The following is a 24,723-nucleotide window of genomic DNA, read 5'->3' as shown; positions in this document are numbered from 1 at the left end:
GGATTCCATCACTTCGGTGCGTCGGATGTCGAGAAGTATCAATATGGTGTCCGTGACTGGCATCAGCAGTCGCGGTGTCGGCAGCCTGCGAACATGACAACCAGCGATATCGACAGAATTGATCACTCGGTCCTCTACACCACGGATATGAACACCACGGCGGCGACCTACGAGGCTCTCGGCTTCACCCTCAGCCCGCTGTCCATGCATATGGGTTCGAACCGTCCCGGCGGTGAACGCAAGCCGATGGGTGCGGGCAACCGGTGCGCCCTGTTCGGCCGGACATATCTGGAAATACTCGGCCTCTTCGGAGACGGGTCGGTCGACCCGTGGAACATCCGTCCGCTGATCGCCGAGTACGAAGGACTGCACGGGAACTCCTTCGGCTGCGTGGACGCCGAGCGCACCGAGAAGCGGCTGCGCGCGGCAGGCCTGTCCGTCTCCGGCGTGCTTCCCCTGCAACGGGACGTGGACACGCCCACCGGGGTGCAGACAGCTCGGTTCCAGGCGATACACCTCGATCGCTCGCTCACCCCCGAGGGGCTCATCCACGTCGCGTACCACCTGACACCCGAGTTGCTCCACCAGGCTCGTTACCTCGAGCACGCCAACGGCGCCACCCATCTGCACAGCGTGCTCTTGGTCGTGGCCGACGCCGATGTCGAAGCAACCGTCGCGCGCTACGCACTCATCCTCGATGTCGAACCGGTGGCCGAAGGGCAGCTGCATGTGCTTCCGCTTCCGCTGGGACGAGTCGAGATCCTTGGTGTTTCCGCCTTCGGTGCGGTTCTCCCCGGCGAGCCAGTGCCGACGCTGCCCTACATTGCCGGGCAGGCGGTCGCTGTCGCCGACGCGGACGCAGCTCGGAAGCTGGTCGAGGGCAACGGGTTCACCACGAGTGATCTGCCGAATGGGTTTTTCGTCGGTGCCGTCCAGGCTCGCGGCGCGGCAATCTCCTTCCTGGAGGTGTGACCATGGCGGACGTCGTCCATCTGCCCGCCGGGCAGCTGCGCGGCCGGCGGATGGACGGTGTCACGGCGTTTGTCGGTATTCCTTACGCCGACGCCGAGCGGTTCGCCGCGCCGCGTCCGGCTGCTGCGTGGCATGGGGTGCGGGACGCCACTCGTCCAGGTCCCGTGGCACCACAGCCTGCGTCCAGGCTGGAACGAATCATGGGCCCGGACAACGGTCTCGAGCAGGGGGAGGATTGTCTGTCCCTCAACGTCTGGACGCCGGGCGGGACCGGGCTGCCGGTGCTGGTGTGGTTGCACGGTGGCGGTTTCTCCAGCGGTTCGGGTGCGGAGGCGTGGTACGACGGCGCGCTGCTGGCCGAGCGTGGGGACATGGTGGTCGTCACCGTGAATTACCGGCTCGGCGCGCTGGGCTACCTGTACATTTCACCGGAGTTCGGTCCCGCCAACCTCGGTCTGCTGGACCAGATCGCCGCCCTGGGCTGGGTGCGGGACAATATTGCCTCGTTCGGCGGAGACCCGGGTCGCATCACGCTGGCCGGACAATCTGCCGGCGCTTTATCCACCATCGCCCTGCTTCACCATCCCGTGGGCCATGGCCTCTTCCATCAGGCCATCCTGCACAGTCTTCCGGCCGGGGTCCCGCCTTATGACACCGAACGCGCGGCAAGTATCGGGCGGCTGTTGCTGGAGGGCCTCGGCCTGGATGCCGCCGACGTCGAGCAGTTGCGAACTGTGCCGCGGCAGCGTCTGCTCACTGCACAGACCGACGTCGCTCGGGCTATCGCCGAGCCGTTCGCGGTCACTCCGCCGTTCCAATTGGTCGCGACAGACGGCGTGCCTGCCGACCTGATCGGCAATCCGGTCGATGGTGGAGTTCCTATGCTGATCGGCACTACTCAGGACGAGGCAAGGGCATTTTTTCCCGACGGTCCGGCACACTTGACCGATATCCTCTTCCGTGATGGAAGCCTTCAGCTGGCCGGGCAAGCGCGCTCGGCGTACACCTTCCAGTTCGATTGGTCTCCGTCGACAAGCCCCTTCAACGCCTGCCACTGCATCGAATTGCCGTTCGCGTTCGGCGAGTTGGAGGCTTGGCGGACGGCACCGATGCTGGCGGAGGCCGACCCGGACGACCTGCGGCGGCTCGTCGACGAGGTGCAGAGGGCATGGATCGGATTCGTCCACTCCGGTTCCGCGGGCTGGGAGCGGTACCCGTATGTCCACCACTTCGCCTAGCTGGTCGGGCCCAACATACTGACCGGGGTCAGCGGTCCCTGTCAGATGAAGACGATGATCGGAACATGGCAGATTTCCTCGTCATGGACGAGCTCGATCGTGCTATTACGCACGCACTGCAGATCGACGGTCGGGCACCCCTCAGCCGCATTGCTTCGGTGCTCGGGGTGTCCGACCAGACGGTCGCGCGCCGATACCGCAGGCTCCGCTCCGCAGGATCACTGAGGGTGGTCGGCCTGCCGCAGGCGCGACGGCTGGGGTGGGTGGAATGGGTCGTCCGGATCGAGGTCACGCCCGATGCGGCGGTGGCCATCGCCGAGGCGCTGGCCCGCAGGGCGGACACCTCTTGGGTCAGCCTTACATCGGGCGGGACGCAGATCGTCTGCGTCACGCGTGCACGCAGCTCACGGGAACGTGACGCGCTTCTTCTCGGACAGTTGCCCAGGACGCCGCGCATCATCGGAGTGACGGCGCACTGTCTGTTGCGGGTGTTCGTCGGCGGTCCTATCGGCTGGCACGGAAAATCCGACTTCCTCGATCGCGAGCAGGTCGAAGCCCTTACCCCGCAGCAACTGTCGGACGCTTCGCGGGAGCCGGTCGTGCTGCGGAACGGCGACGAGCGGCTGCTTGCGTTATTGGCCCAAGACGGCCGCGCCGGATATCCCGACCTGGCCAAGGCGACCGGATGGTCGGACATGACCGTCAAACGCAGGCTCGAGCAGCTACGCAGCAGCGGTGCGCTGTTCTTCGATGTGGACGTCGACCCGCAGCTATTGGGGTACGCGATGGTCGCCATGCTCTGGCTCACGGTCGAGCCTGCCGCGTTGCGGCGCACAGCCGATGCGATGGCCGCTCAGCCGGAAGTTGCTTTCGTCGCCGCCACCACCGGCCCGACCAATTTGCTGGCCATTGTCGTCTGCCGCGATGTGGACGCCTTGTACGACTATCTGGAGCAGCAGGTAGGGAGTCTGCCGGGAGTCCGGCAAATCGAAAGCGCGCCGGTCATCCGCAACAGTAAACGCACCGGCGCGACCCCACAGGCGTCGAGCTCCTGATTCCCGGCACAGAGCACGTTTCAGGATCGCGACCTCTTGCTCGAGCTCCCGGCTCCGCCGCTTCGCGGTCGATAGGTCGGCCTGTTCACTGCGGGTCGCACCCGGTAGCTTCCCGGTGTCGACCAGCTCCTGCTCACGCCAGCCGTAGATCGTCTGATCGCTGATGCCCAGATCGGCCGCTACCTGCGCGACGGGGCGACCGGCAGGCACTCACAGGCCTCCCGACATACGACGCGATTCAGCTGGCTGGGTGTGGAAGGCTGGGACGTATGAACCGATTAGGTGGTGCCACGTCGCCCTACCTGCGTCAGCACGCGGACAATCCCGTGCACTGGCGGGAGTGGGACGCCGGCGCGCTGGCCGAAGCCGCCGCGCGCGATGTGCCGATCCTGCTGTCGATCGGGTACGCGAGTTGCCACTGGTGTCATGTGATGGCCTATGAGTCGTTCGCCGACGAGGCCACCGCGGCGCAGATGAACGACGAATTCGTGTGCATCAAGGTCGACCGGGAGGAACGTCCGGACCTGGACGCGGTCTATATGAACGCTACGGTCGCGATGACCGGCCAGGGCGGTTGGCCGATGACTTGTTTCCTCACCCCGGCGGGAGAGCCGTTCTACTGCGGGACCTACTACCCGAAGTCGCCGCGCGGCGGTATGCCGTCGTTCACCCAACTGCTGACCGCGATCACCGACACCTGGCGTAATCGTCGGGCCGACGTCGACACGGCCTCCGAGCAGGTGGCCGAGGCATTGCGGGCACAGGCCGCCGGGATCCCGAAATCCGAGCTCACCGTCACACCCGAACTACTCGACCACGCCGTCGCCGCGGTGCTGCGCGATTTCGACGAGACCCACGGCGGTTTCGGCGGCGCCCCGAAATTCCCGCCCGCCGCGTTGCTGGAGGGATTGCTGCGCAGCTGGGAACGCACCGGCGACCCCGAGGTGCGCAGGGTGGTGGACCGTACCGCGGAAGCTATGGCTCGCGGCGGTATCTACGACCAGTTGCGCGGCGGGTTCGCCCGCTATTCGGTGGACGCGGCCTGGGTGATCCCGCATTTCGAGAAGATGCTCTACGACAACGCACAGCTGCTGCGCTGCTACGCGCATCTGGCGCGGCGGAGTCCGGCCGACCCGTTGCCGCGCCGGATCACCGAGGAACTGGTGGGGTTCCTGTTGGCGGACCTGTCCACCGAGACCGGGTTCGCCTCCGCGCTGGACGCCGACACCCACCTCGAACCGGGCCGGCCCGGTGTGGAGGGCGCGACCTATGTCTGGAACCCCGCCGAGTTGATCGGCGAGCTCGGGCCGATCGAGGGCGCCTGGGCCGGAGAGGTCTTCGGGGTCACGACGGCCGGGAACTTCGAACAGGGCAGCTCCGTGCTCACCCGGCGCGCCGACCCGGCGGACACCGAGCGGTTCGAGCGGGCGCGCGCCGCGCTCAGCGCCGCCCGGGAACGCCGCCCGCAGCCCGAGCGCGACGACAAGATGGTGACCGCGTGGAACTGTATGGCGATCACCGCGCTCTGCGAGGCCGCCCGGGCGCTCGATCGACGGGACTGGTTCGACGCCGCCGCTGAACTCGCCGAGGTGATCCTCGACGTCCACGTGGTGGGGGACCGGGTGCTGCGCGCCTCGCTCGGCGGGGTCGCCGGCGCCGCGCCGGGTGTGCTGGAGGACTACGCCTGGCTGGCCACCGCCCTGCTGGCCCTGCATCAGTACTCCGGTTCGGCGGCCCGGCTGCCGGATATCCACCGGATCCTGGACTCGGCCGTCGCTCATTTCGCCGACCCGGACGAGCCCGGCAGCTGGTTCGATACCGCCGACGACGCCGAAACACTGATCGCGCGGCCCCGCGACCCCGTCGACGGCGCCACGCCGGCCGGGGCGTCGGTGCTGGCCGAGGCCCTGCTGACCGCCTCGGCGGTGGTCGAGCCCGAACGCTCCGCCCGCTATCGCGAACTGGCCGAACACACCCTCGCCCGCGGCGCGGTGGTCCTGGCGAAGGCGCCCAGGTCGGCCGGACAGTGGCTGACGGTCGCCGAGGCCGCATTACAGGGTCCGCTGCAGATCGCCATCGCCACCGCCGGGTCCGCGACGGCGGGCGACGCGGAGCTGCTGGAGGTCGCCCGGGCGTACGCGCCCGGTGGCGCGATCGTCGTCCGGGCGGACGCCGACGCCGTCCCGTTGCTCGCCGACCGCCCGGCGATCGACGGCGCCGCGGCGGCCTACGTATGCCGCGGCACGGTCTGCGATCTGCCGGTGACCACCCCGGACGAGTTGCGTGCCGCGCTGACCCGGCCTGCCTGACCGGCGGCTACAGCCGCCCGCCGGGATCGCGATCGGTCCAGGACGGGGTCGGCTCGTCGATACCGCGCAGGGCGACCGCTCCGTACTCCACCCACGCGGCCCGCTCGGTCGCCGAGGCGGCATCGATAACGCTCTGGGAGACCAGGATGCGCCGGGGCACCTCCTTGGCGCGGGTGGTGAGCCTGGCCGCGGCGTTCACCGCATCACCGATCACCGTGTACTCCCGGCGGGTATCGGTACCGAGGTCTCCGGCGAACACGGTCCCGCGGGCCACGCCGATACCGATATCGAGTTCCCCGGCCGCCAGGATCTCGTCACGGATCCGGCGTGCCGCCCGTAGCGCGGGGGTCGCGTTGTCCGCCAGCGCGATCGGCGCGCCGAATATGCACAGCGCCGCGTCGCCCTCGAACTTGTTCACCAGTCCGTCGTTCTCCTCGGTCGCGGCCACCACCGTGGCCATCAGCCGGTTGAGTTTGGCCACGAACTCCTGTGGCGGGAGTCCCGTGGAGATCGCCACCGACCCGGTGACATCCACGAACAGGGCCGAGACCTCGCGTACGTCCCCGGTGAGGTCGACTCCGCCGGCCAGCGCTCGTTCGGCCACCTCCTCGCCCACATGGCGGCCGAACACATCGCGCATCCGCAGCCGTTCGCGCAGATTCGCCGACATCTCGTTGACGGAATGCTCCAGCCGGCCGATCTCGCTGGCGCTGCCGACCGATACCCGGACGTCGAGGTCGCCCCGGGTGATGCGGTCGACCGCGATCCGGAGGGTGCGCAGGGGGGTCGCCACGGCGCGCGACAGCGCCCAGGTGGCCGCCAGGCCCACGACCAGGCTGATGGCCGCGAGATAGATGCCGGTGCGGATGCGGTGCTCCATGGTGGTCGCCGGATCGGCGAGGACCACGATCAGCGCGCTCAGCGGCATCGCGCCGGAAACCGCCCACGCCAGCGCCACCCGCACCGAGACCGACGAGCTCCAATGCATGGTCGCGCCGAGTACGCCGGCCACGATCGGCACCACCGGCCGGATCACCCGGTCCACGACGAGGTAGGTGAGACCGGCCGATTCGAGCCCGCCGATGGTGAACATGGCCAGCAGGACCGTGAGATCGTTCTCCGTCGTGAGCCTGGCCAGCAGGATCGCCGACAGCACCACCCCCGGGGCCCACATCAGCAGCGAGCGCAGGGTCACCGCGAGCGGCAGATGCAGGATTCGCCGCGCTTCCTCGGGCGTCGGCTTACGGGATCGATCCAGCCAGCCGAAATAGTCCATCCGGTCCCGGACCGCCAGCCCGATCCCGAACAGGGACGCGATCGTCGGATAGATGGTGACCATGATCAGACCGCTCAGCTGATCGGCGCCGATACGACCGGGGAATCCGATGAGAACCAGTTGGGTCACGATGACGGCGAGACCGCTGAGATGCGCGGCGATGACCACAGCCGCCAGCCCCCACGGGGCGCGGACGGTCCACAGCATCAGCCGGGTGATCACCCGGGACCGGGGCCCTCTGCGGTCGGTCATGGGGCGCTACCCGCGGTAGCCGCTGTGGCGCCGGCGGCCGGTATCGAAGGACACGAATCAGCAGCCTAATCGACGCGGCTGGGCACGCGCCCACGTTCGGCGCCCGGGCCCGGGTGGTCGGAACACGCGCCGCTCAACCGAGCAGTACCAGCCACACCGCCGCGTAGTGGCAGAGCGCGGCGATCACCGTGGCCGCATGGAAGAACTCGTGGTAACCGAAGACGCCGGGCCACGGATCGGGCCAGCGGGTCGCGTAGAGCACCGCGCCGACGCTGTACGCGAGCCCGCCGGCGACCAGCAGCAACACCGCCGGTAGACCGACCGAGCGGTACAGCTCGCCGCCCACCGGAACGACGGCCCAGCCGAGCAGCAGATACAACGGCACGCCCACCCAGCGCGGCGCGTGCGGCCACAGCAGTTTCAACGCGACCCCGGCCAGCGCTCCGCCCCACACCACGGCGAGCAGGATCGGGCCGGTCGGCTCGGGCAGGCCGAGCAGCGCGAACGGGGTGTAGGTACCCGCGATGAAGACGAAGATCATCGAATGATCGGCGCGTTTCATCCGGACCCGCGCCCGGACCGTGGTCCAGGTGATCCGGTGATAGGTGGCGCTGATTCCGAACAGGGCGCAGATGGTGAGCCCGTAGACGAGGGTCGCGACGACCGCTGTCGTGGATACGGTCGCCGCCTTCGCCACCAGCGCGATGACGGCCAGCGCGGCGATACCGGTGGCCCACGTGTGGATCCAGCCCCGCAGCCGGGGTTTGACGAGCGCGGCCAGGGAATCGGCGGGGTTGGGGACCGGGTCGTCGTTGTCCGCGCCGTTGTTCCGGTCGATGGTGTCGCCTGGCGCAATGCCGTGTGGATCGAGGTCGCCGGAACGCGGTGGGCCGCCGAGGGACGGGTCGGACACGAAACCTCCTGGGTCGACTCTGCGCATGCCCCGCCTCCCGTGCTCGACGCCGGGCTCGGCCCCGCGCGGTGGGGGTCCGTGGCCGCCTATCCGGCGCCGGGACCCGGGACCGCTACAGAACCCGCGGGTAACCTACGACAGCGTAGGTTTCTTCGGTTGTCACTGTACCGCCTGGACGGCCGAGACGGGCGATCGACGGCGCGGCCGTGAACATCACCGCATTCTGCCGCAACTACGGACCCGGACAGGAAAAGGCGTACTGTTGGTCGTCGTGGAATTTCCGAGTCGGCTGCGGGGCTTTCCCTATCGCGTCTACGAGGCCCGTCTGGCCAAGCAGCTTGCGGATAAACAGCATCCGCGCCACGTTGCGGTGGTCTGCGACGGCAACCGTCGCTGGGCCCGGGAGAACGGGTTCACCGATATCACCCATGGACACCGCGTCGGCGCCCTCAAAGTCGCCGAACTGGTCAGCTGGTGCGAGGCCGAGGGAATCGAGCTGGTCACCGTCTACCTGCTCTCCACCGAAAACCTCAGCCGCGGCCAAGAAGAGCTGGAAACCCTGTTCGAGGTCATCACCGACGTCGTCGAAGAACTCGCCGCACCCGAACAGAACTGGCGAGTCCGCATCGTCGGGACCCTGGACGGCCTCCCCGAACTCGTCGCCAAACGGATGCGCACCGCCACCGAACGCACCCGCGAACGCAGCGGCACGCACGTCAACGTCGCCATCGGCTACGGCGGCCGCCAAGAGATCGCCGACGCGGTCCGTCAACTGGTCCGCCAGGAAATGGCCGCCGGTGAAACAGGGGAAGACCTCGTCCAGTCCATCACGGTCAGCGCCATCGGGCACCACCTCTACACCTCCGGCCAGCCGGACCCCGATCTGGTGATCCGGACCTCCGGCGAACAACGACTCTCCGGATTCCTGCTCTGGCAGAGCGCCTATTCGGAAATCTGGTTCACCGAGGTGTACTGGCCGGAATTCCGCCGCGTCGACTTCCTACGGGCCCTCCGCGACTACGCGGCCCGGCATCGCCGCTACGGTACGTGATTTTTGGAGGTTGCGGACGTCGGCGTACCCCTGACGGTGAGGGTGAGTTGCTCGTGAAGGTGGGAGGTCGGCCTGCTTGTGGAGGTGAAGTCAGAGCTTCCGCAGTCGCAGGCGGTTGATCGCGTGGTCGGAATCCTTGCGCAGGACCAGCGTCGCCCGGGGGCGGGTGGGCAGAATGTTGTCCACCAGGTTGGGGCGGTTGGTCGAATTCCAGATGTCCTTCGCCGCGGCCGTCGCCTCCACATCGGTGAATTTGGCGTAGTGGTGGAAATGGGCCTTGGGATCGGCGAAACCGGTGGCCCGCAGGCTCAGAAACCTCCGCACATACCAGTTCTCGATATCCTCGATCCGGGCGTCGACGTAGATCGAGAAATCGAAGAGGTCGGAAACCATCAGCCTGGGCCCGGTCTGCAAGACGTTCAGGCCTTCGACGATGAGGATATCCGGCTGGCGCACGCAGTGGAATTCGCCGGGGACGATGTCGTAGGAGATATGTGAATAGACCGGCGCGCACACTTCTTCGGCGCCCGATTTCACCTCGGTGACGAAACGCAGCAGTTTACGGCGGTCGTAGCTCTCCGGGAAACCCTTGCGGTGCATGATGCCGCGGCGGGTGAGTTCGGCGGTGGGGTAGAGGAATCCGTCGGTGGTCACCAGATCGACACGCGGATGGTGATCCCAGCGCGCCAGCAGCGCCTGCAGGACGCGTGCGGTCGTGGATTTCCCCACCGCCACACTCCCGGCCACTCCGATCACGAAGGGCACCTGCTTGTCGGGATGTGATTCGCCGAGGAAGGTGGCGGTGGCCGCGAACAAGCGCTGCCTGGCCGCCACCTGCAGATGAATGAGCCGAGCCAACGGCAGGTAGACCTCGGCGACCTCCTCCAGGTCGATCTGCTCACCCAGACCCCGCAGCCCGATCAGTTCCTCTTCGGTGAGCACCAGCGGAGTCGACTTTCGCAGTTCTCGCCACCGTTTCCGGTCGAACTCCACATACGGGCTGGGCTCGCTCGCCTTGGCCATCTACTCAGCGCTCCACTCTGCCGGACACTTGTGTTCGCGGTGCCGTTCGTGTGGGACGCCGCTGCCGCGGCTGACCCGACCCCGGCAGGTCCGGCGCTCTGGCTGTGCCCTCATGGCTGAATTCTGCCCCTCGCGCGAGAGCGGGCGAACGAGGGGGTCCATCGCTAGGGTCGAAGCCATGGAAGCCCATCCCTTGGTGATCGAATACCTGCGGCTCGGTCTGGCATTCGACCGGATCGAAGAGGGATTCGTCGACGCCTACACCTCCGACCCGCAGTTGCGGCGGGAAGTCGAGAACGCGCCGAAGCCCGAACCCCGCGACCTCGCCCGCACCGCCGCCCGGTTGCGCGCGGAACTGCCCGCCGCGGGCCTGGCTCCGGAACGTACCGAGTTCCTCGACGCGCACCTGCGGGCGCTGGAATGCTCCGGCCGGAAATTCGCCGGCGACGATATCGGATTCATCGACGAGGTCCACGACTATTTCGACGTCGACATCCGACCGGGCGACCCCGCCGACTACCACGAGGCGCACCGGAAGATCGACGAGGTCCTGGGCGGGACGGGTCCGCTGATCGAACGGATGGCCGCGCACCGAAAGGCCGACGAGATCCCGCCGGACCGGCTCGAGGCCTGCGTCGAAGCGTTCTCCGGCGCACTGCGCGAACTGGTCCGCGGCCGGTATCCGCTGCCCGACCACGAGCACGTCACCTATGAGGTGGTCGGCGACAAACCGTGGTCCGGTTTCAACTACTACCTCGGCAACTACCGCTCGACGGTGGCGATCAATTCCGACCTGCGCCAGCACATGGCGAACCTGCCGCGGCTCATCTCGCACGAGTCCTACCCCGGCCACCACACCGAACACTGCCGCAAAGAAGCCGGCTTGGTGGCGGCCGGACAGGCCGAGCAGACGATCTTCCTGGTGAACACCCCGCAGTGCCTGATGGCCGAGGGACTGGCCGATCTGGCCTTGCGGTCGATCGTGGGGCCAGGGTGGGGCCGATGGGCCCAGGAGATCTACGCGGACCTGGGGCTGCGGTTCGACGGAGAACGCGCCGAACGGCTCTCCGCCGCGTCGGGGCAGTTGCTGGGGGTCCGGCAGGACGCCGCGCTCATGCTGCACGATCAGGGCAAGGACGCCGACGAGGTGGCCGGTTTCCTGGAGCGCTGGTCGCTGACCACCGCCGACCGGGCTCGTCACTCGCTGCGCTTCCTGTCCTCGCCGCTGTGGCGGGCCTACATCAGCACCTACGTGGAGGGCTACAAGTTGCTGGGCGGGTGGCTGGACCGGGCCTCCGACGAGGACGAACGCGCCGACCGATTCCGTCGCCTGCTCGACGAACCGCTGATCCCGTCCTCCCTGCGCGCCGCCTGACGGGTCCAGCCCAGCAGGCGAGCGCGTACGGCCGGAGCGAAGGCGGAGGCGCCCCGGCCTTCCTGCCCTGCCCCCTCACCAAACCCGGTTCCCGAGAGAACGGGCGCGACTCATACACTGACTGCGTGACGCAGACGACCGCCTCTGTCAATACCCAGTCTCTCGGTGAGCTCGATCCGGAGCTCGCTGCCGCCATGGCGGGTGAGCTCGCCCGCGAACGCGACACCCTGGAGATGATCGCGTCGGAGAACTTCGTTCCGCGCGCGGTGCTGCAAGCGCAGGGCAGTGTGCTCACCAACAAATACGCCGAGGGATACCCCGGCCGCCGCTACTACGGCGGCTGTGAGCACGTCGACGTCGTCGAGAACCTGGCGCGGGAGCGCGCCAAGGTGCTGTTCGGCGCCGATTTCGCGAATGTGCAGCCGCATTCGGGCGCACAGGCCAACGCGGCGGTGCTCATGTCGCTGATGGATCCGGGCGACCGGCTGCTCGGCCTCGACCTGGCCCACGGCGGTCACCTCACCCACGGCATGCGGCTGAACTTTTCCGGCAAGCTCTACGACGTCCACTCCTACGGGGTCTCCAAAGAAGACCACCGAGTGGATATGGACAATGTGCGGGCCATCGCGCGCGAGGCGCGGCCCAAGGTCATCGTGGCGGGCTGGTCGGCCTACCCGCGGCACCAGGACTTCGCTGCGTTCCGGGAGATCGCCGACGAGGTCGGCGCCTACCTCTGGGTCGATATGGCGCATTTCGCCGGTTTGGTCGCCGCCGGCCTGCATCCCTCGCCCGTTCCTTACGCGGACGTGGTCTCCTCCACCGTGCACAAGACGCTCGGCGGCCCCCGCTCGGGACTGATCCTGGCGAAGCAGGATTACGCCAAGAAACTCAACAGCTCGGTCTTCCCCGGCCAGCAGGGTGGGCCCCTGATGCACGTCATCGCGGCGAAAGCGGTCGCATTCAAGATCGCGGGAACCCCTGAGTTCGCCGAACGCCAGCAGCGCACCGTATCCGGGGCGAAGATCCTGGCCGAACGCCTCACCGGGACCGACGTGGCGGGCAAGGGCATCAGCGTGCTGACCGGCGGCACCGACGTACACCTGGTCCTGGTGGACCTGCGCAACTCCGACCTCGACGGCCAGCAGGGCGAAGACCTCCTGCACGAGGTCGGGATCACGGTGAACCGCAACGCTGTTCCGTTCGACCCGCGCCCCCCGATGGTCACCTCGGGCCTGCGGATCGGTACGGCCGCGCTGGCCACCCGCGGCTTCGGGGACACGGAGTTCACGGAGGTCGCCGATATCATCGCGACCGCGCTGGCCGGTGGCGCCGACCTGGATTCGCTGCGCGGCCGGGTCAAGAAACTGGCCAACGACTTCCCGCTGTACCAGGGCCTGGAAGACTGGAACCTGCTGTAGTTCTGGCGCTTCGGCGGGGCGAGCCCACTCTCGCACCTTCGCGGGTGGGTTCGCTTCTGGCCGTCGCGGGTGAGCCCACCTATCGCCGCTCCGACGCCTTCAGCGGCGGCTCACCCCGGACTCCCGTGATACAACCGCGGCCCAGCCCTCTTTTCCGGCACCTCACCTGCTCTACCCCGGCAGCAACCGATCCTCCGCCCCGTTACCCCCTGGTCCCGCCCGGGCTGCAGTTCTAGGCTCGGGGCATGGAAACCGATCTGAATCAGGAAGCGGTCACCACGGTCCGCGAATTCTTCACCGCGATGGAGGTCGGCGCCCTCGACGAGGCGCTGGAGTTGGTGCATCCGGATATCGTCTGGAAGAACACCTCGTTGCCGGATGTGCGTGGGGCGCGGCGGGTCGGCAAGTTGTTGCGCGGTCTGGACGGGGACCAGTTCGGGTTCTCGGCGCAGATGCACCATATCGCTGCCGATGGTGCGATCGTGCTCACCGATCGCACCGATGTGCTGCGTTTCGGGCCGATCAGTATCGCGTTCTGGGTGATGGGCACCTTCGAACTCCGGGATGGCCGGATCATCCTGTGGCACGACCACTTCAGCTGGGAGAACTTCCTGCGCGGTGCCGCGGTCGGTGTGGTGAAGGCGATCTTCGGCCGCTGATCTCGGCGCTTTCGGCACCGGCCGGTCGCGCCGAACTCGGCCCGCTCGGGCTCGACCCGGAATACGGGCAGTGCGATGCGGGAGTCGAAACCGGGCCGGATCCGGTCCCGGGGAGTGCACACCCGGGGCCGGATCCTCTCGGTCAGGCGTTGGGTCCGTACTCCTCCAGCATCTCGGTGACCAGCGCCGCGATCGGCGACCGTTCACTGCGGGTCAGGGTGATATGGGCGAAGAGGGGATGCCCCTTGAGCTTCTCGATCACCGCCGCGACACCGTCGTGTCGGCCGACCCGCAGATTGTCGCGCTGGGCGACATCGTGGGTGAGCACGACGCGGGAGCCGCCGCCCAACCTGCTCAGCACCGTGAGCAGGACATTGCGTTCCAGTGACTGGGCTTCGTCCACGATCACGAATGAATCGTGCAGCGATCGGCCTCGAATATGGGTCAGCGGAAGGACTTCCAGCATCCCGCGGCTCAGGACCTCCTCCATCACCTCGCGGCTGGCCAGACCGTCCAGAGTGTCGAAAACGGCCTGTGCCCACGGGCCCATCTTCTCGTTCTCGGTGCCCGGCAGATAACCGAGTTCCTGCCCGCCCACCGCGTACAGCGGCCGGAACACGACCACCTTGCGTTGAGTGCGCTTCTCCAGCACCGCTTCCAGGCCGGCGGTGAGCGCCAGCGCTGATTTACCGGTGCCGGCGCGACCGCCCAGCGAGACGATCCCGACACTCTCGTCGAGCAGCAGGTCCAGCGCGACACGCTGTTCGGCGGAACGTCCGTGCAGCCCGAACGCCTCACGTTCGCGGACGAGCTGCACCCGTTTGTCCGGCGTCACCCGGCCCAGGGCGCTGGAACTGCTGCCCAGCAGCCGGATTCCGGTGTGGCAGGGCAGTTCTCGCGCCTCGTCGAGGTCTGCGACCGATTCGCTGTAGAGTCGGTCGACGACCTCGGTGGACGTGTCGATTTCGACCATGCCCGACCAGCCGGAGGTCACCACATCCTGTGCGTGATATCCCTCCGCCCGTAGACCTACCGCGCTGGCCTTCACCCGCATCGGAATGTCCTTGGACACCAGCACCACTTGACATCCGTCGGCCGCGAGGTTGAGCGCGCAGGCCAGGATGCGGGAATCGTTGCTCTCGGTGCGGAAACCGACCGGTAGCACCGAGGGGTCGGTGTGGTTGAGTTCCACCTGCAACGTGCCGCCTTCGGTGCCTATCGGCAGCGGTTCGTCGAGTCGTCCGTGGGCGACGCGCAGATCGTCGAGCATGCGCAACGCTTCGCGGGCGAACCAGCCGAGTTCGTGGTGGTGTCGTTTACCTTCGAGTTCGCTGATCACTACCAGCGGTAACACAACGTGGTGCTCGCCGAACCTGGTCGACGCCCAGGGATCCGACAGCAGCACCGAGGTGTCGATGACGAAGGTTTTCAAACCTTTCTGAATGAAGCGAGAATTCGCCGATGGGGCGGATACGGAGCGATTATCAGTCACGGTAGGCTCCTATGGTCTGCGCGGCACCCACACAGACAGTCTCGCTGGGCCGGTAGGTCCGGATGGCTGCTGACGGGGTGCGTCAGTGGCCACGAGGACCGGGTGCCGGCCCCCTCGTACTGAGTTGCTCAGTCACGGTCAGGACCTCCCGAGCGAATCGCAACATGCAACCCGCCACTCCGAAGCTACCTCGTCACTGCCCCTGCGCGCTCGGAGAAATGCAGGAGTATTTGATGAATTCGCTGTGAACCCGCGCTTGTTTGCCAGGTTTCACCCAGGTCAGAATGGGTATAGGCGGCCCCTGAACGATTCGGATCGAGTATCGGTCCACCATGCCGCGTCCCCTCATGGCTCGGGTGGGTTCGCTCCGGATTCGCCTCGGCGCTGCCGATCGACCGTCGGGAAGAGTCGTGATCCGGGTGCTCGGCTGCTCGCCGCGGCTTCGCGGCTGCCGGGCCGGGCGGGGCGACATCCCAATTGAGTCGGTTACCCGCGCAATCGCTCGACGAGTACTGGGACATGGCTGTGACCCGGCTCTTTGACGGCGGTGACCAGGGTGACCGGCGGACTGGCCCCGGCGCGTTCCCGCAGCCCGGCCAGGATCTCGCGGGCGGCCGGGCCCGACAACTCGTCCCGGTAGCGTTGGGCGAACTCCGCGCGGCGACCGTCGGGGTTCTCGTGAAACCAACGGCGCAATTCGGTCGACGGGGTGATGTCCTTGGCCCATTCGTCGATTCGGGCCGCCGCCTTGGCCACCCCGCGTGGCCACAGGCGGTCGACGAGGACCCGGTAGCCGTCGTCGCGCTCAGGGGCCTCGTATACGCGTTTGACCTGGAAGCCTGGCGGTAGCGTGAGCGATTCGTCGGTCATCCGGTCATCGCAGCACGGTATCCGGCCCGAGCGGACGTGCCACGCGGACCGATCGGCGTGACGGTCACCGAAACCCGGCCCGATCGCCTTTGCCGGGGATTAGAGTCGGCCATATGACCCAGAACGAGGAGTTGGAGAAGCTCTCGTCGAAGGAGCTGCACGACCGTGCGGTCAGGCTCGCGGTGCGGCGCGGGGATATCCGCTTCCTCTGGGAACTGCTGACCCGCATCCCGGCGGCGGAGGCTACGGCGGGCCGGGAGGGGGAGAGCGAAGCCGACATCAAATGGGTCGTGCCGATGCTCGACGATTACGTCCACGCGGGTGACGGCGAACTCGCCGAGGCGCTGCGCGGGTTCTACCTGCAGTATCTGACCGAGCATTCCTGATACGCACGGCAGTAGAACGGAATATTCCGTTTCAAATGCTATGCTCGGGCCATGCCGAAATCAGCGCAACAGCCCGCGCGCACACCGCTGCCCGGTCGCAAGGCGCAGGCCGCGCGCAACGACAGCCTCGTTCTGGAAGCCGCGCGGGAAGTCTTCCTCGCCGAACCGAAGGCCCCGATCGCCGCGGTCGCCGAACGCGCGGGGGTCGGGATCAGCGCACTCTACCGGCGCTACCCGAGCAAGGAGGTGCTCCTGCGCACCCTGTGCCACGAGGGGCTGCGTCGCTACAACGCGGAGGCCGACGCCGCCTTGGCGGAGCCCGACGGCTGGCGCGCGCTGGTCGGGTTCCTGGAGCGAGTGGTGGACGCGGACGTGCATTCACTGACGGTGCATCTGGCCGGCACCTTCGCCCCCGATCCCGCGATGATGCCCGATGTCGAACACTCCGAGGAGGTCATCACGGAGTTGATCCGCCGGGCGCACCAGTCGGGAACACTGCGACCGGAAATCATTCCGCAGGACGTCGGCCTGGTACTGGAGGCCTGCGCCGCCGTCTCGACGCCCGACAAGGACCGCACCGCGCAGCTGCGCCGCAGAGTCCTGGGCGTACTAGTGGACGGCCTGCGCGCCGACGGCGATCTGCCGGGGCCGCCACCGCGACCCGGCGAATTCGCCTGGCGGTGGCACCGCGGCCGAACCGACCGCCGGAGCGAGCCGGCTCAGCCGGCGTAGGCCGCCCGCATCGCCGCCAGATCGATCTTCTTCATCTGGTACATCGCCGCGAGCGCGCGATCGACCGCCACCGGATCGTCACCGGAGAGGAGATCGTTGGCCCCCTCGGGCCAGATCTGCCACGGGACACCATATCTGTCGTTGAGCCATCCGCACTGGACCTCCTCGCCACCACCCGCGAGCAACGCCTCCCACAGTCGGTCCACCTCGGCCTGATCATCACAATTGACCAGCAGCGACATGGCATGGGTGTAGTGGTAATCGCCGCCGCCGTTGATAGCGGTGAACTGCTGACCGGCGAGTTCGAAGTCGACCAGCATCACCGTCCCGGTCTCCCGCATACCGGACTCGGTGTAGCGCTGCACACCGGTGATCCTGCCGTCGGCGAACAGCGAACAGTAGAACTCCGCGGCCTCCTCGGCCTGCGTGTCGTACCAAAGATTCGTGACGATCTTCTGCACGGCGGATCCTCCTGTGTCTGTGGCCCCGCATCCGGCGGGGCGGGCCGGGGGCCCTGTCGACCCCGGTTTTCGCTCCCGCCGGTCGGTCGCTGTGCTCACTCCCTCTGGTCGCTCCAGAACCGTGGCGGGCCCCGACTGCGTTCCTTTGCCCCGCCTGCGGCGGAGTCCTCATGACCCGGTCGTGTTGGATCGCCTCGCCTGCGGCGTCGTGGCCTGAGCTCTGGTGCCCCGGTTCTTCACTCCGGCGCTCGGCTGCTGCGTTCCTTCGCTCTGTCACTCCGGAACCGGGGCGTGCGTGCCCCGACCTGTGGGAGGTGACCACCTGGAGGGATCAGCCCGAGATGGACCAGCGGCTCGACCGGGCAATTCATTATCCGGCGGGTGGATGTCGACGTTCGGTCCGACACGCTGGGCGCTGGAGGTCTCGGTCCGGGCCCAGCGGATACCCGTGCGGTCAGTCGGAGATATCCGCGCCCGTGGGCGGCGGTGGCGCGGCTTCGAGGCGGAGGAACTCCTCGTCGGTGAGCAAGCGGGAGCGGATCAGGAAACGAACACCCTCCGGCGCCTCCAGTGAGAACCCGCTCCCGCGCCCGGGCACCACGTCCACCGTCAGATGTGTGTGCTTCCAGTACTGGTACTGATCAGCGCTCATCCAGAACGGCGTATCCGCGTCCACCTGCCCCAGCAGCACATCCTGTGCCCCGACCCGGAACTCACCACGCGGGTAGCACATGGGTGCGCTGCCGTCGCAGCACCCGCCGGACTGGTGGAACATCACCGGGCCGTGCCGTTCGACCAGTTCGTGCAACAGAGTCGACGCGGCGTCGGTGAGCTCCACCCGGTTCGGGTCCGGCATCAGAAGAACCCGAGCTTCTGTGGTGAGTAGCTCACCAGCAGGTTCTTGGTCTGCTGGTAATGGTCCAGCATCTGAGCGTGGTTCTCGCGGCCGATGCCGGACTTCTTGTAGCCGCCGAACGCCGCGTGCGCCGGGTAGGCGTGATAGCAGTTCGTCCACACTCGACCGGCCTTGATACCGCGACCGAGGCGGTAGGCGGTATTGGCGTCACGCGTCCACACACCGGCGCCGAGACCGTAAAGGGTGTCGTTCGCGATCTTCAGCGCTTCCTCGGTGGAATCGAAGGTGGCGACCGAGACGACCGGGCCGAAGATCTCCTCCTGGAAGATACGCATATCGTTGCTGCCCTTGAAGATTGTCGGCTCCACATAGAATCCGTTCGGGTAGCCGTCGACCGAGCGCGGATTGCCGCCGGTCAGCACCTCGGCGCCTTCCTTCTTCCCGATATCGATATAGGACATGATCTTCTCGAACTGGTCGTTGCTGGCCTGCGCCCCGATCATGGTCGCGTCGTCGAGAGGGTCGCCACTGATGATCGCCTTGGTGCGCTCGACGCAGCGGGCCATGAACTCGTCGTAGATCGAGGAATGGATGAGCGCGCGGGACGGACAGGTGCAGACCTCGCCCTGATTGAGCGCGAACATCACGAACCCCTCGACCGCCTTGTCCAGGAAATCGTCATCGGCGGCCATCACATCCGGCAGGAAGATGTTCGGGCTCTTGCCGCCCAGCTCGAGCGTCACCGGGATGATGTTCTCGCTGGCGTACTGCATGATCAACCGGCCCGTGGTGGTCTCGCCGGTGAAGGCCACTTTCGCCACCCGCGGACTCGACGCCAGCGGTTTACCGGTCTCCACACCGAACCCGTTCACCACGTTCAATACACCCGGAGGCAGCAGGTCGCCTATCAGCTCGATCACTTTCATGATCGAAGCCGGTGTCTGCTCGGCCGGTTTCAGTACCACCGCGTTTCCCGCGGCCAGGGCGGGAGCCAGTTTCCAGGTCGCCATCAGGATCGGGAAATTCCAGGGAATGATCTGTCCGACCACCCCGAGCGGCTCATGGAAGTGATAAGCGATCGTATCGGCGTCGATCTCACTGATCCCGCCCTCCTGAGCCCGGATCGCGCCCGCGAAATACCGGAAATGGTCGACGGCCAGCGGAAGGTCGGCGGCCTTGGTCTCTCGGACCGGTTTCCCGTTCTCCCAGGTTTCGGCGACCGCCAGCGCCTCGAGATTCTCCTCGATACGATCCGCGATCTTGTTCAGGACATTGGCCCGATCGGTGGCGGACGTGGCGCCCCACCCATCGGCGGCCGCATGCGCGGCATCCAGCGCCAGTTCCACGTCGGGGGCGGTGGAACGTGCTACCTCGCAAAAGGTCTCGCCGTCGACCGGGGACGGATTGTCGAAGTATTTACCTTCGACGGGCGCGGTCCACTCGCCGCCGATGAAATTGTCGTATCGGCCGGCATAGCTGACGATGCTGCCGTCGGTACCGGGCTTGGCGTAGGTCATGACGAACTCCTCGGTCGACTCGGGCATTGAGCGCACACCGGGTAAGGCGTGATGTACCTCACTATGCCGCCTGGGTGGCGATGGCATGGGAAGTTCGGACCGAATCGTGGACGTGATTCGGGAGGCGGGAAAGTCCTCGCTGGTCCTGGCGTCGGAGATAAGGTTTTCCGGCGTTTACGGCGGTGAATGCGCGCCAGGAAGGGCGAGGTGCACGTCGGGGGCCGATGCGTCGGACGAGTGTGGAATATAGCGGCGATCAATCGCGAGTCGGGGTGGGCGGGCTGTTCCGTACACCTCGTTCGCGGCTCCCGGCCCGGACGTGGCCGAGGGCGAGCGGATCTGCTCACATCGGCCGGTCGACCGCCGACCGCACACGCCGGACGGGGCCGCAGGGTCGACGCGGTAACGAGTCGGGTAGGTGGTTCCGGCCGCGGCGAGCGCTGGTCGGTCGGCAGGGAACGAGCAGTCCGCGGAACCGATCTGGGCGCAGGCGCGTCCAGTATGGTGAGTGAAATTTTACGGAAGGGTGGGCCGAGCGGTATGGATGTGGGGCAGGGGACCGCGACCGCGCTGTATCAGCAGGCTGTGGCGGGGACATTCCGGATGGAGCGGGGGGCCGCGGAGAGGTGCGCTGCGGTGTACACCCGGTTGGTAGATACGTGTCTGGACGAGCAGATCGATCGGTCGAAGCGCCTGAGCAACACGCAAGGGTTCGGCGGTTTCGACTCATCGATAGCGCTGCAACTCGGATTCGCAGGCAAGGGAACATCGACGACGGACGCGTTGTCCGGGATACGCGAAGCCGCACTTCGTATGGCGGCAGCCTTCCTTCAAGCGGGGGGAGCCTTTGAAGAGGCCGATCAGATGAACCGGCGTGCTATCGAGTCTGTGGAGGTTGAGCAGTGACAAGACGGTCTGTTCCGGCGGTAGCGGCGGTCTGCGCCGTGCTTGCGGGTGTGGTCACGGGATGTACAGACAGTGGCGCATCGGAAGCCGTGACAGCGACATCGGCCGTATCGCAGTCTTCATCGAGAGAGGATGTTCGTCCCACCCTTACAGATCCGGCACTCCAACCACCGCCGCTGAAGAACGAGTACACAACGGAGGGGCGGCCCGAGGTCGTCTTCGACCCCTGTACGTGGATCAGCGATCAGGCTGCCGAAAAGTCCGGACTGGATCCGGCCAGCCGTCGGCGTGGGGACGACCTCGTCGCTGAATACACTTTCCTGACATGTGATTTCGATGGTAAGGACTGGGATCTACAGATCGACTCGGGAAACGTCACCTGGGACGAGAATCTGCAGAAGAACGGTGCACTGAGCGAGCCGCTGGCCGTTAACGGACGTGAGGCTATTTGGGTTCGCGATCCGCAAATGAGAAAAACCTGCAGCATCCACCTGCGTACGAAGGTCGGCTTCGTAATGATGACCACCACACGAACCTTCGAAGCCTCGGAATCCGGATTGGAGAAGTGCGACGGGATTCTCGGCATCGCTCAAGCGCTAGAGCCAGAGATCGGGTCGGAGAACTGACGATGAGCGGAGACCAATCGACTTCGCCGTTGGGAATGTTCGGTCCGCCTCTCGGTATCGACCCAGCGGCGGTGCAGGACAGGGTTACCGGACAGCAGAGGCAGTCGGGCGCAGAGCATTTCGGATCACAGGTTTCCCACGGTGGCCGTGATCCTTCCTACATCACGCAGATGGAGCAGTTCGAGGGACTTTCCCACGAAGAGATCTTTTCGAAGGTCGATGCCATGCGTCCGGGTTTGATGCACGATATCGCCGAGGTGTACGACTCGATAGCGAATTCTCTCGGGGGAGCGTTGTTCGGTGCCCACCTGGCTGTCCAGCGAGAGCTCTCGGACGGTTTGGACGGGCAGTTCGCCGACGCCGCGAACCAAGCCACGCGGACGTTCTACGACCAGTCGACCGATGTGCTGGAAGTGATCCGGGCGGTCGGGCTGCGGATCGATGCCGCCGCTTATGCTGCCGGAGTTGTGAAGAAGTCCGTCCCGGCGCCTCCGGTCCAGTCTCCGACCAGCACCGCGATCAGCACCACAGTGATCGATCCGGCGAAGGTCGCGGAGACGGTTGTCGGCGCGACCGACCCGGCTGCCGCGGCGGCGTTCGACCGGATGAAAGAGGATCAGCGCTCGGCCGCCGTCGAAGTGATGAACATGGCCTACAAGCCCACCTATCAGCCCGCCGGGGACGGTGTGCCGACTTTCGTTCCGGTGCAGGCGCCCGGCGACCCGTCGACCTCGCCTGTCCCCGGTGGTACCTCCACCAGCAACCCCGGTGGCAGCACCACGGCCTCCGCTCCTGGAAGCGAAACTCCGGGCGGCGAGACTCCCGGCGAGAACGAGGTGCAGGGGGAGTCGGCCGAAACTTCTGGTGCGGCGGACGATTCGCAGGACACCACGGCCGCGGGGGCGAACGAGAACCCGACTACCCAGCAGCCGAGCGGTACCACCACTGGAACTCCGACCGGCGATCCGCAGCGGACTACGCCGTCGACCACCACAACCGGTTCACCGTCGGTCCCGTCGGGAACACCGTCCGGTTCGCCGAGCGGTACGCCGCAGAACCAGACGCCGGGCAAGACGGTGACGGGTACCCCGGGCTCGCCCAATGCTTCCACCGGGTCTCCTGCGGCGGCCTCGACCGCGGCGGGTACCAACCGGGGTATGTCGGGTATGCCCGGGATGATGTCGCCCGGCGGCGGCAAACGCGGGGAGGGCGACGACGAACACAAGACTCCCGACTATCTGATCCGGGACCGCGAGGAGGAACTGTTCGGCGCACCCGTCGATGCGCTGGGCGGGGTGCTGGGTGCCGATGCGCCTGCCGCGCAGCCGGCCGACGACCGTGGTGACCGTCGGTGAAGTGGGAGTTCACTCCGGACGAGTTCATGCACGTCTGGCAGGAGACCGGGCGAGATCGGTATCCCTATCCACTCGAGCTGCGGTCGTCGGTGCGCTGGGAGGACGAGTATCAGCGGCTGACGGCAGGTATCGCGACCCGGTATCCCCGGGGCGGCGACCCGGATCTCACCGCCGCTCTGGCGGCCGCCGCCGATCCCGAATCGACCCTGACTCTCTCCGGTAGCCGTAGACGCCGGATCCGCGCCTACGGAGCATTCGCGGGAAACGCGGGGGTCACTGTCGTTCAATTCCCGGGTGCCGAAACGGATTACGACGGGAAGATCGTCGTCCAGATCGGCTCGGCGGCGGTCGTCCCCAGTATCTTCCTGCAGATTCTGGGTGAACTTCCCAAAGGTACGCGTCCGCCTCTGGTGGAGAGCATCGATCGGCTCCGCGATACCTATGAGGTCTGGAACGGCGGCAAACCGCAACCGGCCGACCGGATGCGGCGGCTTCTCAAAGCCCCGCGCGCGGGTTCGGGTTTTCTGGAGGCGCGTCACGGGCTAAGGGCCGAACAGCCCGCGGAACCCCGCTACTTGAGCTGGTTCGATATCGCCGAGGACGGTCGCTACATCTACCGGCACCGGTACCAGGATTTCCATATCGACCCCATCTCACACGGTGACCTGCGCGGCGAAATCGCGCGGCTCGTCGCTCCGGTACGGGTCTGACGGCGGACTCCCCGCGCGGAGAAGCCGACCGGTTGATCGCTTCTCCGCGCGTGGCCCGCGAGGGTCTCAGCTCAACTGGACCAGGGCGGTGGCTCTGCCGAAGATCTTGCGGCCGCGGTGCAGGGCGGTGAGGGCGATCGTCGCGGTCCGTTGCACGGGATCCAGCGCTTTCACCTTGCCCGTGTACTCGATCACGGCCGGTTCGCCGGGAGGCACGTGGACCGGGCTGGTGAGGCGAACCGCGTATTCCCGCACCGCGCCGGGATCACCGAGCCAGGAGGTGACGTATCCCGCGCCGATCCCCATGGTCAGCATTCCGTGGGCGACCGGCGATTCGAGTTCGACCGAGCCCGCGGCCTCGCGGCTCCAGTGGATCGGGTTCGGGTCACCGGCGACACCGGCATAGTTGACCAGGTCACCGGCGGTCAACTGGACCGTGCGCGCGGGCAGTTCTTCGCCCACGGCGACTGTGTCGAACAGTCGCGCGAAACCGCTCGGAGGGGCCAGGGTGGGCGCCGCGAGGTCGGTGGCCGGGCCCGTGACGGCCGCCGCCGCGGGACGATGGGGCCGGTCCGGAGTGCGGAAGCTGTGCATCACGATGCGCCGGCCGAGTTCGGTGTCGCCGGTGCTCACGCCGGACCTGCCCACGATGCTGGTGCGGGCGGTGAGAACCGGCTCGCTGTGGTGGTCGGAGACCACCATCTTGAAACCCATCAGATCGCCGCCGAAGGCCCGTCGGAACGATTCCAGATAGATATCGAAGACGAGCCGATCCATCGGCCGGATCGGCCGGTGGAATTCCAGGACCTGATCGGTTTGCATGATCTGGCTCATGTCGTAATCGGTGAGCAGGGTCGTGAACATCTCCGATTGCGCGAGAAAACCGGGCACGGAGAAGAACGTCGGCGGGGCGATCAGGCCGCCGTAGCCGAATTCGGCGCCGGCGTCCTCGGACCAGTGCACCGGGTGATAGTCCTGGACTGCGCGGGCGTATTCGCGGATCTTCTCCCGGCCGACCACATAGTGATCGGCGGCCCGATGACGATGCCCGACCAGCGCGAGCATCCGTTCGGCGGAATCGCCGGAGGTCTCGACGGCCGGACTGGTTCTACTATCGTTTACCACGATCGCGAAATCTACCTACCGCTGTCGCACCCGGCATGCCGAGATATCACAGGAAACGTGTTCGCGGGGCGGGGTGGTGCCGAGTGGGCGGTATCGGTGATCCAGAACTCACGCGTGGCACGACAACTTCGCCGGACCGCGGCATA

General features: G+C 66.9%; 23 protein-coding genes. 14 read left to right on the top strand and 9 right to left on the bottom strand.

Annotated elements, in window-relative coordinates:
* Nucleotides 1–93: 93 nt before the first annotated feature.
* From OG804_RS18400 to OG804_RS18385, 4 genes are all read left to right on the top strand, one after another.
* The gene (locus tag OG804_RS18400; protein ID WP_328388123.1) at nucleotides 94–972 is read left to right on the top strand and encodes a VOC family protein; all 879 of its coding nucleotides are present in this window, start codon (nucleotides 94–96) and stop codon (nucleotides 970–972) included.
* A gap of 2 nt (nucleotides 973–974) precedes the next feature.
* Nucleotides 975–2,210 carry a carboxylesterase family protein gene (locus OG804_RS18395; RefSeq protein ID WP_328388121.1) on the top strand — a complete coding sequence of 412 codons (1,236 nt, stop codon included), beginning with the start codon at nucleotides 975–977 and terminating at the stop codon, nucleotides 2,208–2,210.
* Nucleotides 2,211–2,275: 65 nt separating this feature from the next.
* On the top strand, nucleotides 2,276–3,265 hold the full coding sequence (locus tag OG804_RS18390) for an Lrp/AsnC family transcriptional regulator (RefSeq protein ID WP_328388119.1): 990 nt from the start codon (nucleotides 2,276–2,278) through the stop codon (nucleotides 3,263–3,265).
* 269 nt (nucleotides 3,266–3,534) lie between these two features.
* Nucleotides 3,535–5,574 (top strand): thioredoxin domain-containing protein, encoded by a 2,040-nt coding sequence (locus OG804_RS18385; protein WP_328388117.1) that lies wholly within the window; start codon nucleotides 3,535–3,537, stop codon nucleotides 5,572–5,574.
* Nucleotides 5,575–5,581: 7 nt separating this feature from the next.
* Here the strand turns inward: OG804_RS18385 and OG804_RS18380 are convergent, their stop codons facing one another.
* Together OG804_RS18380 and trhA are read right to left on the bottom strand one after the other, a co-directional pair.
* Nucleotides 5,582–7,102, bottom strand: a complete 1,521-nt coding sequence (locus tag OG804_RS18380; protein WP_328388115.1) for an adenylate/guanylate cyclase domain-containing protein — start codon at nucleotides 7,100–7,102, stop codon at nucleotides 5,582–5,584.
* A gap of 133 nt (nucleotides 7,103–7,235) precedes the next feature.
* Nucleotides 7,236–7,883, bottom strand: coding sequence for a PAQR family membrane homeostasis protein TrhA (trhA, locus tag OG804_RS18375; RefSeq protein ID WP_328398512.1), 648 nt, complete (start codon nucleotides 7,881–7,883; stop codon nucleotides 7,236–7,238).
* 394 nt (nucleotides 7,884–8,277) lie between these two features.
* Here trhA and OG804_RS18370 point away from each other — a divergent pair, with 394 nt between their 5' ends.
* Nucleotides 8,278–9,066, top strand: a complete 789-nt coding sequence (locus OG804_RS18370) for an isoprenyl transferase (RefSeq protein ID WP_328388113.1) — start codon at nucleotides 8,278–8,280, stop codon at nucleotides 9,064–9,066.
* 90 nt (nucleotides 9,067–9,156) lie between these two features.
* On the opposite strand, the gene coaA is transcribed toward OG804_RS18370, so the two are convergent.
* Nucleotides 9,157–10,089 carry a type I pantothenate kinase gene (coaA, locus tag OG804_RS18365; protein ID WP_328388111.1) on the bottom strand — a complete coding sequence of 311 codons (933 nt, stop codon included), beginning with the start codon at nucleotides 10,087–10,089 and terminating at the stop codon, nucleotides 9,157–9,159.
* A gap of 178 nt (nucleotides 10,090–10,267) precedes the next feature.
* Between coaA and OG804_RS18360 the strand changes: the two genes are divergently transcribed.
* The 3 genes from OG804_RS18360 to OG804_RS18350 all read left to right on the top strand — a co-directional run bounded on the left by OG804_RS18360 (nucleotide 10,268) and on the right by OG804_RS18350 (nucleotide 13,541).
* Nucleotides 10,268–11,464 carry a DUF885 domain-containing protein gene (locus OG804_RS18360; protein WP_328388109.1) on the top strand — a complete coding sequence of 399 codons (1,197 nt, stop codon included), beginning with the start codon at nucleotides 10,268–10,270 and terminating at the stop codon, nucleotides 11,462–11,464.
* A 125-nt stretch (nucleotides 11,465–11,589) separates the two neighbouring features.
* Entirely contained in the window at nucleotides 11,590–12,882 is a 1,293-nt protein-coding gene (gene glyA, locus OG804_RS18355) for a serine hydroxymethyltransferase (RefSeq protein ID WP_328388107.1), read from the top strand.
* Between the two features lie 245 nt (nucleotides 12,883–13,127).
* Complete coding sequence (locus tag OG804_RS18350) at nucleotides 13,128–13,541, top strand: limonene-1,2-epoxide hydrolase family protein (protein WP_328388105.1); 414 nt, start codon at nucleotides 13,128–13,130, stop codon at nucleotides 13,539–13,541.
* Between the two features lie 142 nt (nucleotides 13,542–13,683).
* On the opposite strand, the gene OG804_RS18345 is transcribed toward OG804_RS18350, so the two are convergent.
* Both OG804_RS18345 and OG804_RS18340 read right to left on the bottom strand, forming a co-directional pair.
* A complete protein-coding gene (locus tag OG804_RS18345) occupies nucleotides 13,684–15,033 on the bottom strand; it encodes a PhoH family protein (RefSeq protein WP_328388103.1) in 1,350 nt (449 codons plus the stop codon).
* Between the two features lie 486 nt (nucleotides 15,034–15,519).
* Nucleotides 15,520–15,903 (bottom strand): DUF488 domain-containing protein, encoded by a 384-nt coding sequence (locus OG804_RS18340; RefSeq protein ID WP_328388101.1) that lies wholly within the window; start codon nucleotides 15,901–15,903, stop codon nucleotides 15,520–15,522.
* Nucleotides 15,904–16,016: 113 nt separating this feature from the next.
* Between OG804_RS18340 and OG804_RS18335 the strand changes: the two genes are divergently transcribed.
* Nucleotides 16,017–16,289, top strand: a complete 273-nt coding sequence (locus OG804_RS18335) for a hypothetical protein (RefSeq protein WP_328388099.1) — start codon at nucleotides 16,017–16,019, stop codon at nucleotides 16,287–16,289.
* Between the two features lie 51 nt (nucleotides 16,290–16,340).
* Entirely contained in the window at nucleotides 16,341–17,021 is a 681-nt protein-coding gene (locus OG804_RS18330; protein WP_328388097.1) for a TetR/AcrR family transcriptional regulator, read from the top strand.
* Here OG804_RS18330 and OG804_RS18325 read toward each other — a convergent pair.
* The 3 genes from OG804_RS18325 to adh all read right to left on the bottom strand — a co-directional run bounded on the left by OG804_RS18325 (nucleotide 17,009) and on the right by adh (nucleotide 19,855).
* Nucleotides 17,009–17,482 (bottom strand): VOC family protein, encoded by a 474-nt coding sequence (locus OG804_RS18325; protein ID WP_328388095.1) that lies wholly within the window; start codon nucleotides 17,480–17,482, stop codon nucleotides 17,009–17,011. The two genes, OG804_RS18330 and OG804_RS18325, sit on opposite strands and share 13 nt — an antisense overlap.
* 454 nt (nucleotides 17,483–17,936) lie before the next feature.
* Nucleotides 17,937–18,338 (bottom strand): DUF779 domain-containing protein, encoded by a 402-nt coding sequence (locus tag OG804_RS18320; protein ID WP_328388093.1) that lies wholly within the window; start codon nucleotides 18,336–18,338, stop codon nucleotides 17,937–17,939.
* Nucleotides 18,338–19,855, bottom strand: coding sequence for an aldehyde dehydrogenase (gene adh, locus OG804_RS18315; protein ID WP_328388091.1), 1,518 nt, complete (start codon nucleotides 19,853–19,855; stop codon nucleotides 18,338–18,340). Before adh ends, OG804_RS18320 begins: the two co-directional genes overlap by 1 nt.
* Nucleotides 19,856–20,491: 636 nt before the next feature.
* Here adh and OG804_RS18310 point away from each other — a divergent pair.
* The 4 genes from OG804_RS18310 to OG804_RS18295 all read left to right on the top strand — a co-directional run bounded on the left by OG804_RS18310 (nucleotide 20,492) and on the right by OG804_RS18295 (nucleotide 23,452).
* Nucleotides 20,492–20,761 (top strand): hypothetical protein, encoded by a 270-nt coding sequence (locus tag OG804_RS18310; RefSeq protein ID WP_328388089.1) that lies wholly within the window; start codon nucleotides 20,492–20,494, stop codon nucleotides 20,759–20,761.
* Nucleotides 20,758–21,387 carry a DUF3558 domain-containing protein gene (locus tag OG804_RS18305; RefSeq protein WP_328388087.1) on the top strand — a complete coding sequence of 210 codons (630 nt, stop codon included), beginning with the start codon at nucleotides 20,758–20,760 and terminating at the stop codon, nucleotides 21,385–21,387. The genes OG804_RS18310 and OG804_RS18305 overlap by 4 nt, the downstream gene beginning before the upstream one ends.
* Nucleotides 21,388–21,557: 170 nt before the next feature.
* The gene (locus OG804_RS18300) at nucleotides 21,558–22,742 is read left to right on the top strand and encodes a hypothetical protein (protein ID WP_328388085.1); all 1,185 of its coding nucleotides are present in this window, start codon (nucleotides 21,558–21,560) and stop codon (nucleotides 22,740–22,742) included.
* Nucleotides 22,739–23,452 (top strand): ESX secretion-associated protein EspG, encoded by a 714-nt coding sequence (locus tag OG804_RS18295; RefSeq protein WP_328388083.1) that lies wholly within the window; start codon nucleotides 22,739–22,741, stop codon nucleotides 23,450–23,452. The genes OG804_RS18300 and OG804_RS18295 overlap by 4 nt, the downstream gene beginning before the upstream one ends.
* Before the next feature lie 66 nt (nucleotides 23,453–23,518).
* Here the strand turns inward: OG804_RS18295 and OG804_RS18290 are convergent, their stop codons facing one another.
* Nucleotides 23,519–24,577, bottom strand: coding sequence for a fused (3R)-hydroxyacyl-ACP dehydratase subunits HadA/HadB (locus OG804_RS18290; RefSeq protein ID WP_328388081.1), 1,059 nt, complete (start codon nucleotides 24,575–24,577; stop codon nucleotides 23,519–23,521).
* Nucleotides 24,578–24,723: the final 146 nt, after the last annotated feature.

The sequence above is a fragment of the Nocardia sp. NBC_00416 genome (genome assembly GCF_036032445.1).
Lineage (GTDB): Bacteria > Actinomycetota > Actinomycetes > Mycobacteriales > Mycobacteriaceae > Nocardia.
Note: the sequence above shows the minus strand (reverse complement) of the source record. Positions and strands in the feature narration are given on the sequence as shown.

Excerpts from the sequence above, each read along its gene's own strand:
- OG804_RS18400 (WP_328388123.1), top strand. The coding sequence starts at position 94 with ATGACAACCAGCGATATCGACAGAATTGATCACTCGGTCCTCTACACC.
- OG804_RS18395 (WP_328388121.1), top strand. The coding sequence starts at position 975 with ATGGCGGACGTCGTCCATCTGCCCGCCGGGCAGCTGCGCGGCCGGCGG.
- OG804_RS18390 (WP_328388119.1), top strand. The coding sequence starts at position 2,276 with ATGGCAGATTTCCTCGTCATGGACGAGCTCGATCGTGCTATTACGCAC.
- OG804_RS18385 (WP_328388117.1), top strand. The coding sequence starts at position 3,535 with ATGAACCGATTAGGTGGTGCCACGTCGCCCTACCTGCGTCAGCACGCG.
- OG804_RS18380 (WP_328388115.1), bottom strand. The coding sequence starts at position 7,102 with ATGACCGACCGCAGAGGGCCCCGGTCCCGGGTGATCACCCGGCTGATG.
- coaA (WP_328388111.1), bottom strand. The coding sequence starts at position 10,089 with ATGGCCAAGGCGAGCGAGCCCAGCCCGTATGTGGAGTTCGACCGGAAA.
- OG804_RS18360 (WP_328388109.1), top strand. The coding sequence starts at position 10,268 with ATGGAAGCCCATCCCTTGGTGATCGAATACCTGCGGCTCGGTCTGGCA.
- OG804_RS18350 (WP_328388105.1), top strand. The coding sequence starts at position 13,128 with ATGGAAACCGATCTGAATCAGGAAGCGGTCACCACGGTCCGCGAATTC.
- OG804_RS18340 (WP_328388101.1), bottom strand. The coding sequence starts at position 15,903 with ATGACCGACGAATCGCTCACGCTACCGCCAGGCTTCCAGGTCAAACGC.
- OG804_RS18335 (WP_328388099.1), top strand. The coding sequence starts at position 16,017 with ATGACCCAGAACGAGGAGTTGGAGAAGCTCTCGTCGAAGGAGCTGCAC.
- OG804_RS18330 (WP_328388097.1), top strand. The coding sequence starts at position 16,341 with ATGCCGAAATCAGCGCAACAGCCCGCGCGCACACCGCTGCCCGGTCGC.
- OG804_RS18320 (WP_328388093.1), bottom strand. The coding sequence starts at position 18,338 with ATGCCGGACCCGAACCGGGTGGAGCTCACCGACGCCGCGTCGACTCTG.
- adh (WP_328388091.1), bottom strand. The coding sequence starts at position 19,855 with ATGACCTACGCCAAGCCCGGTACCGACGGCAGCATCGTCAGCTATGCC.
- OG804_RS18300 (WP_328388085.1), top strand. The coding sequence starts at position 21,558 with ATGGAGCAGTTCGAGGGACTTTCCCACGAAGAGATCTTTTCGAAGGTC.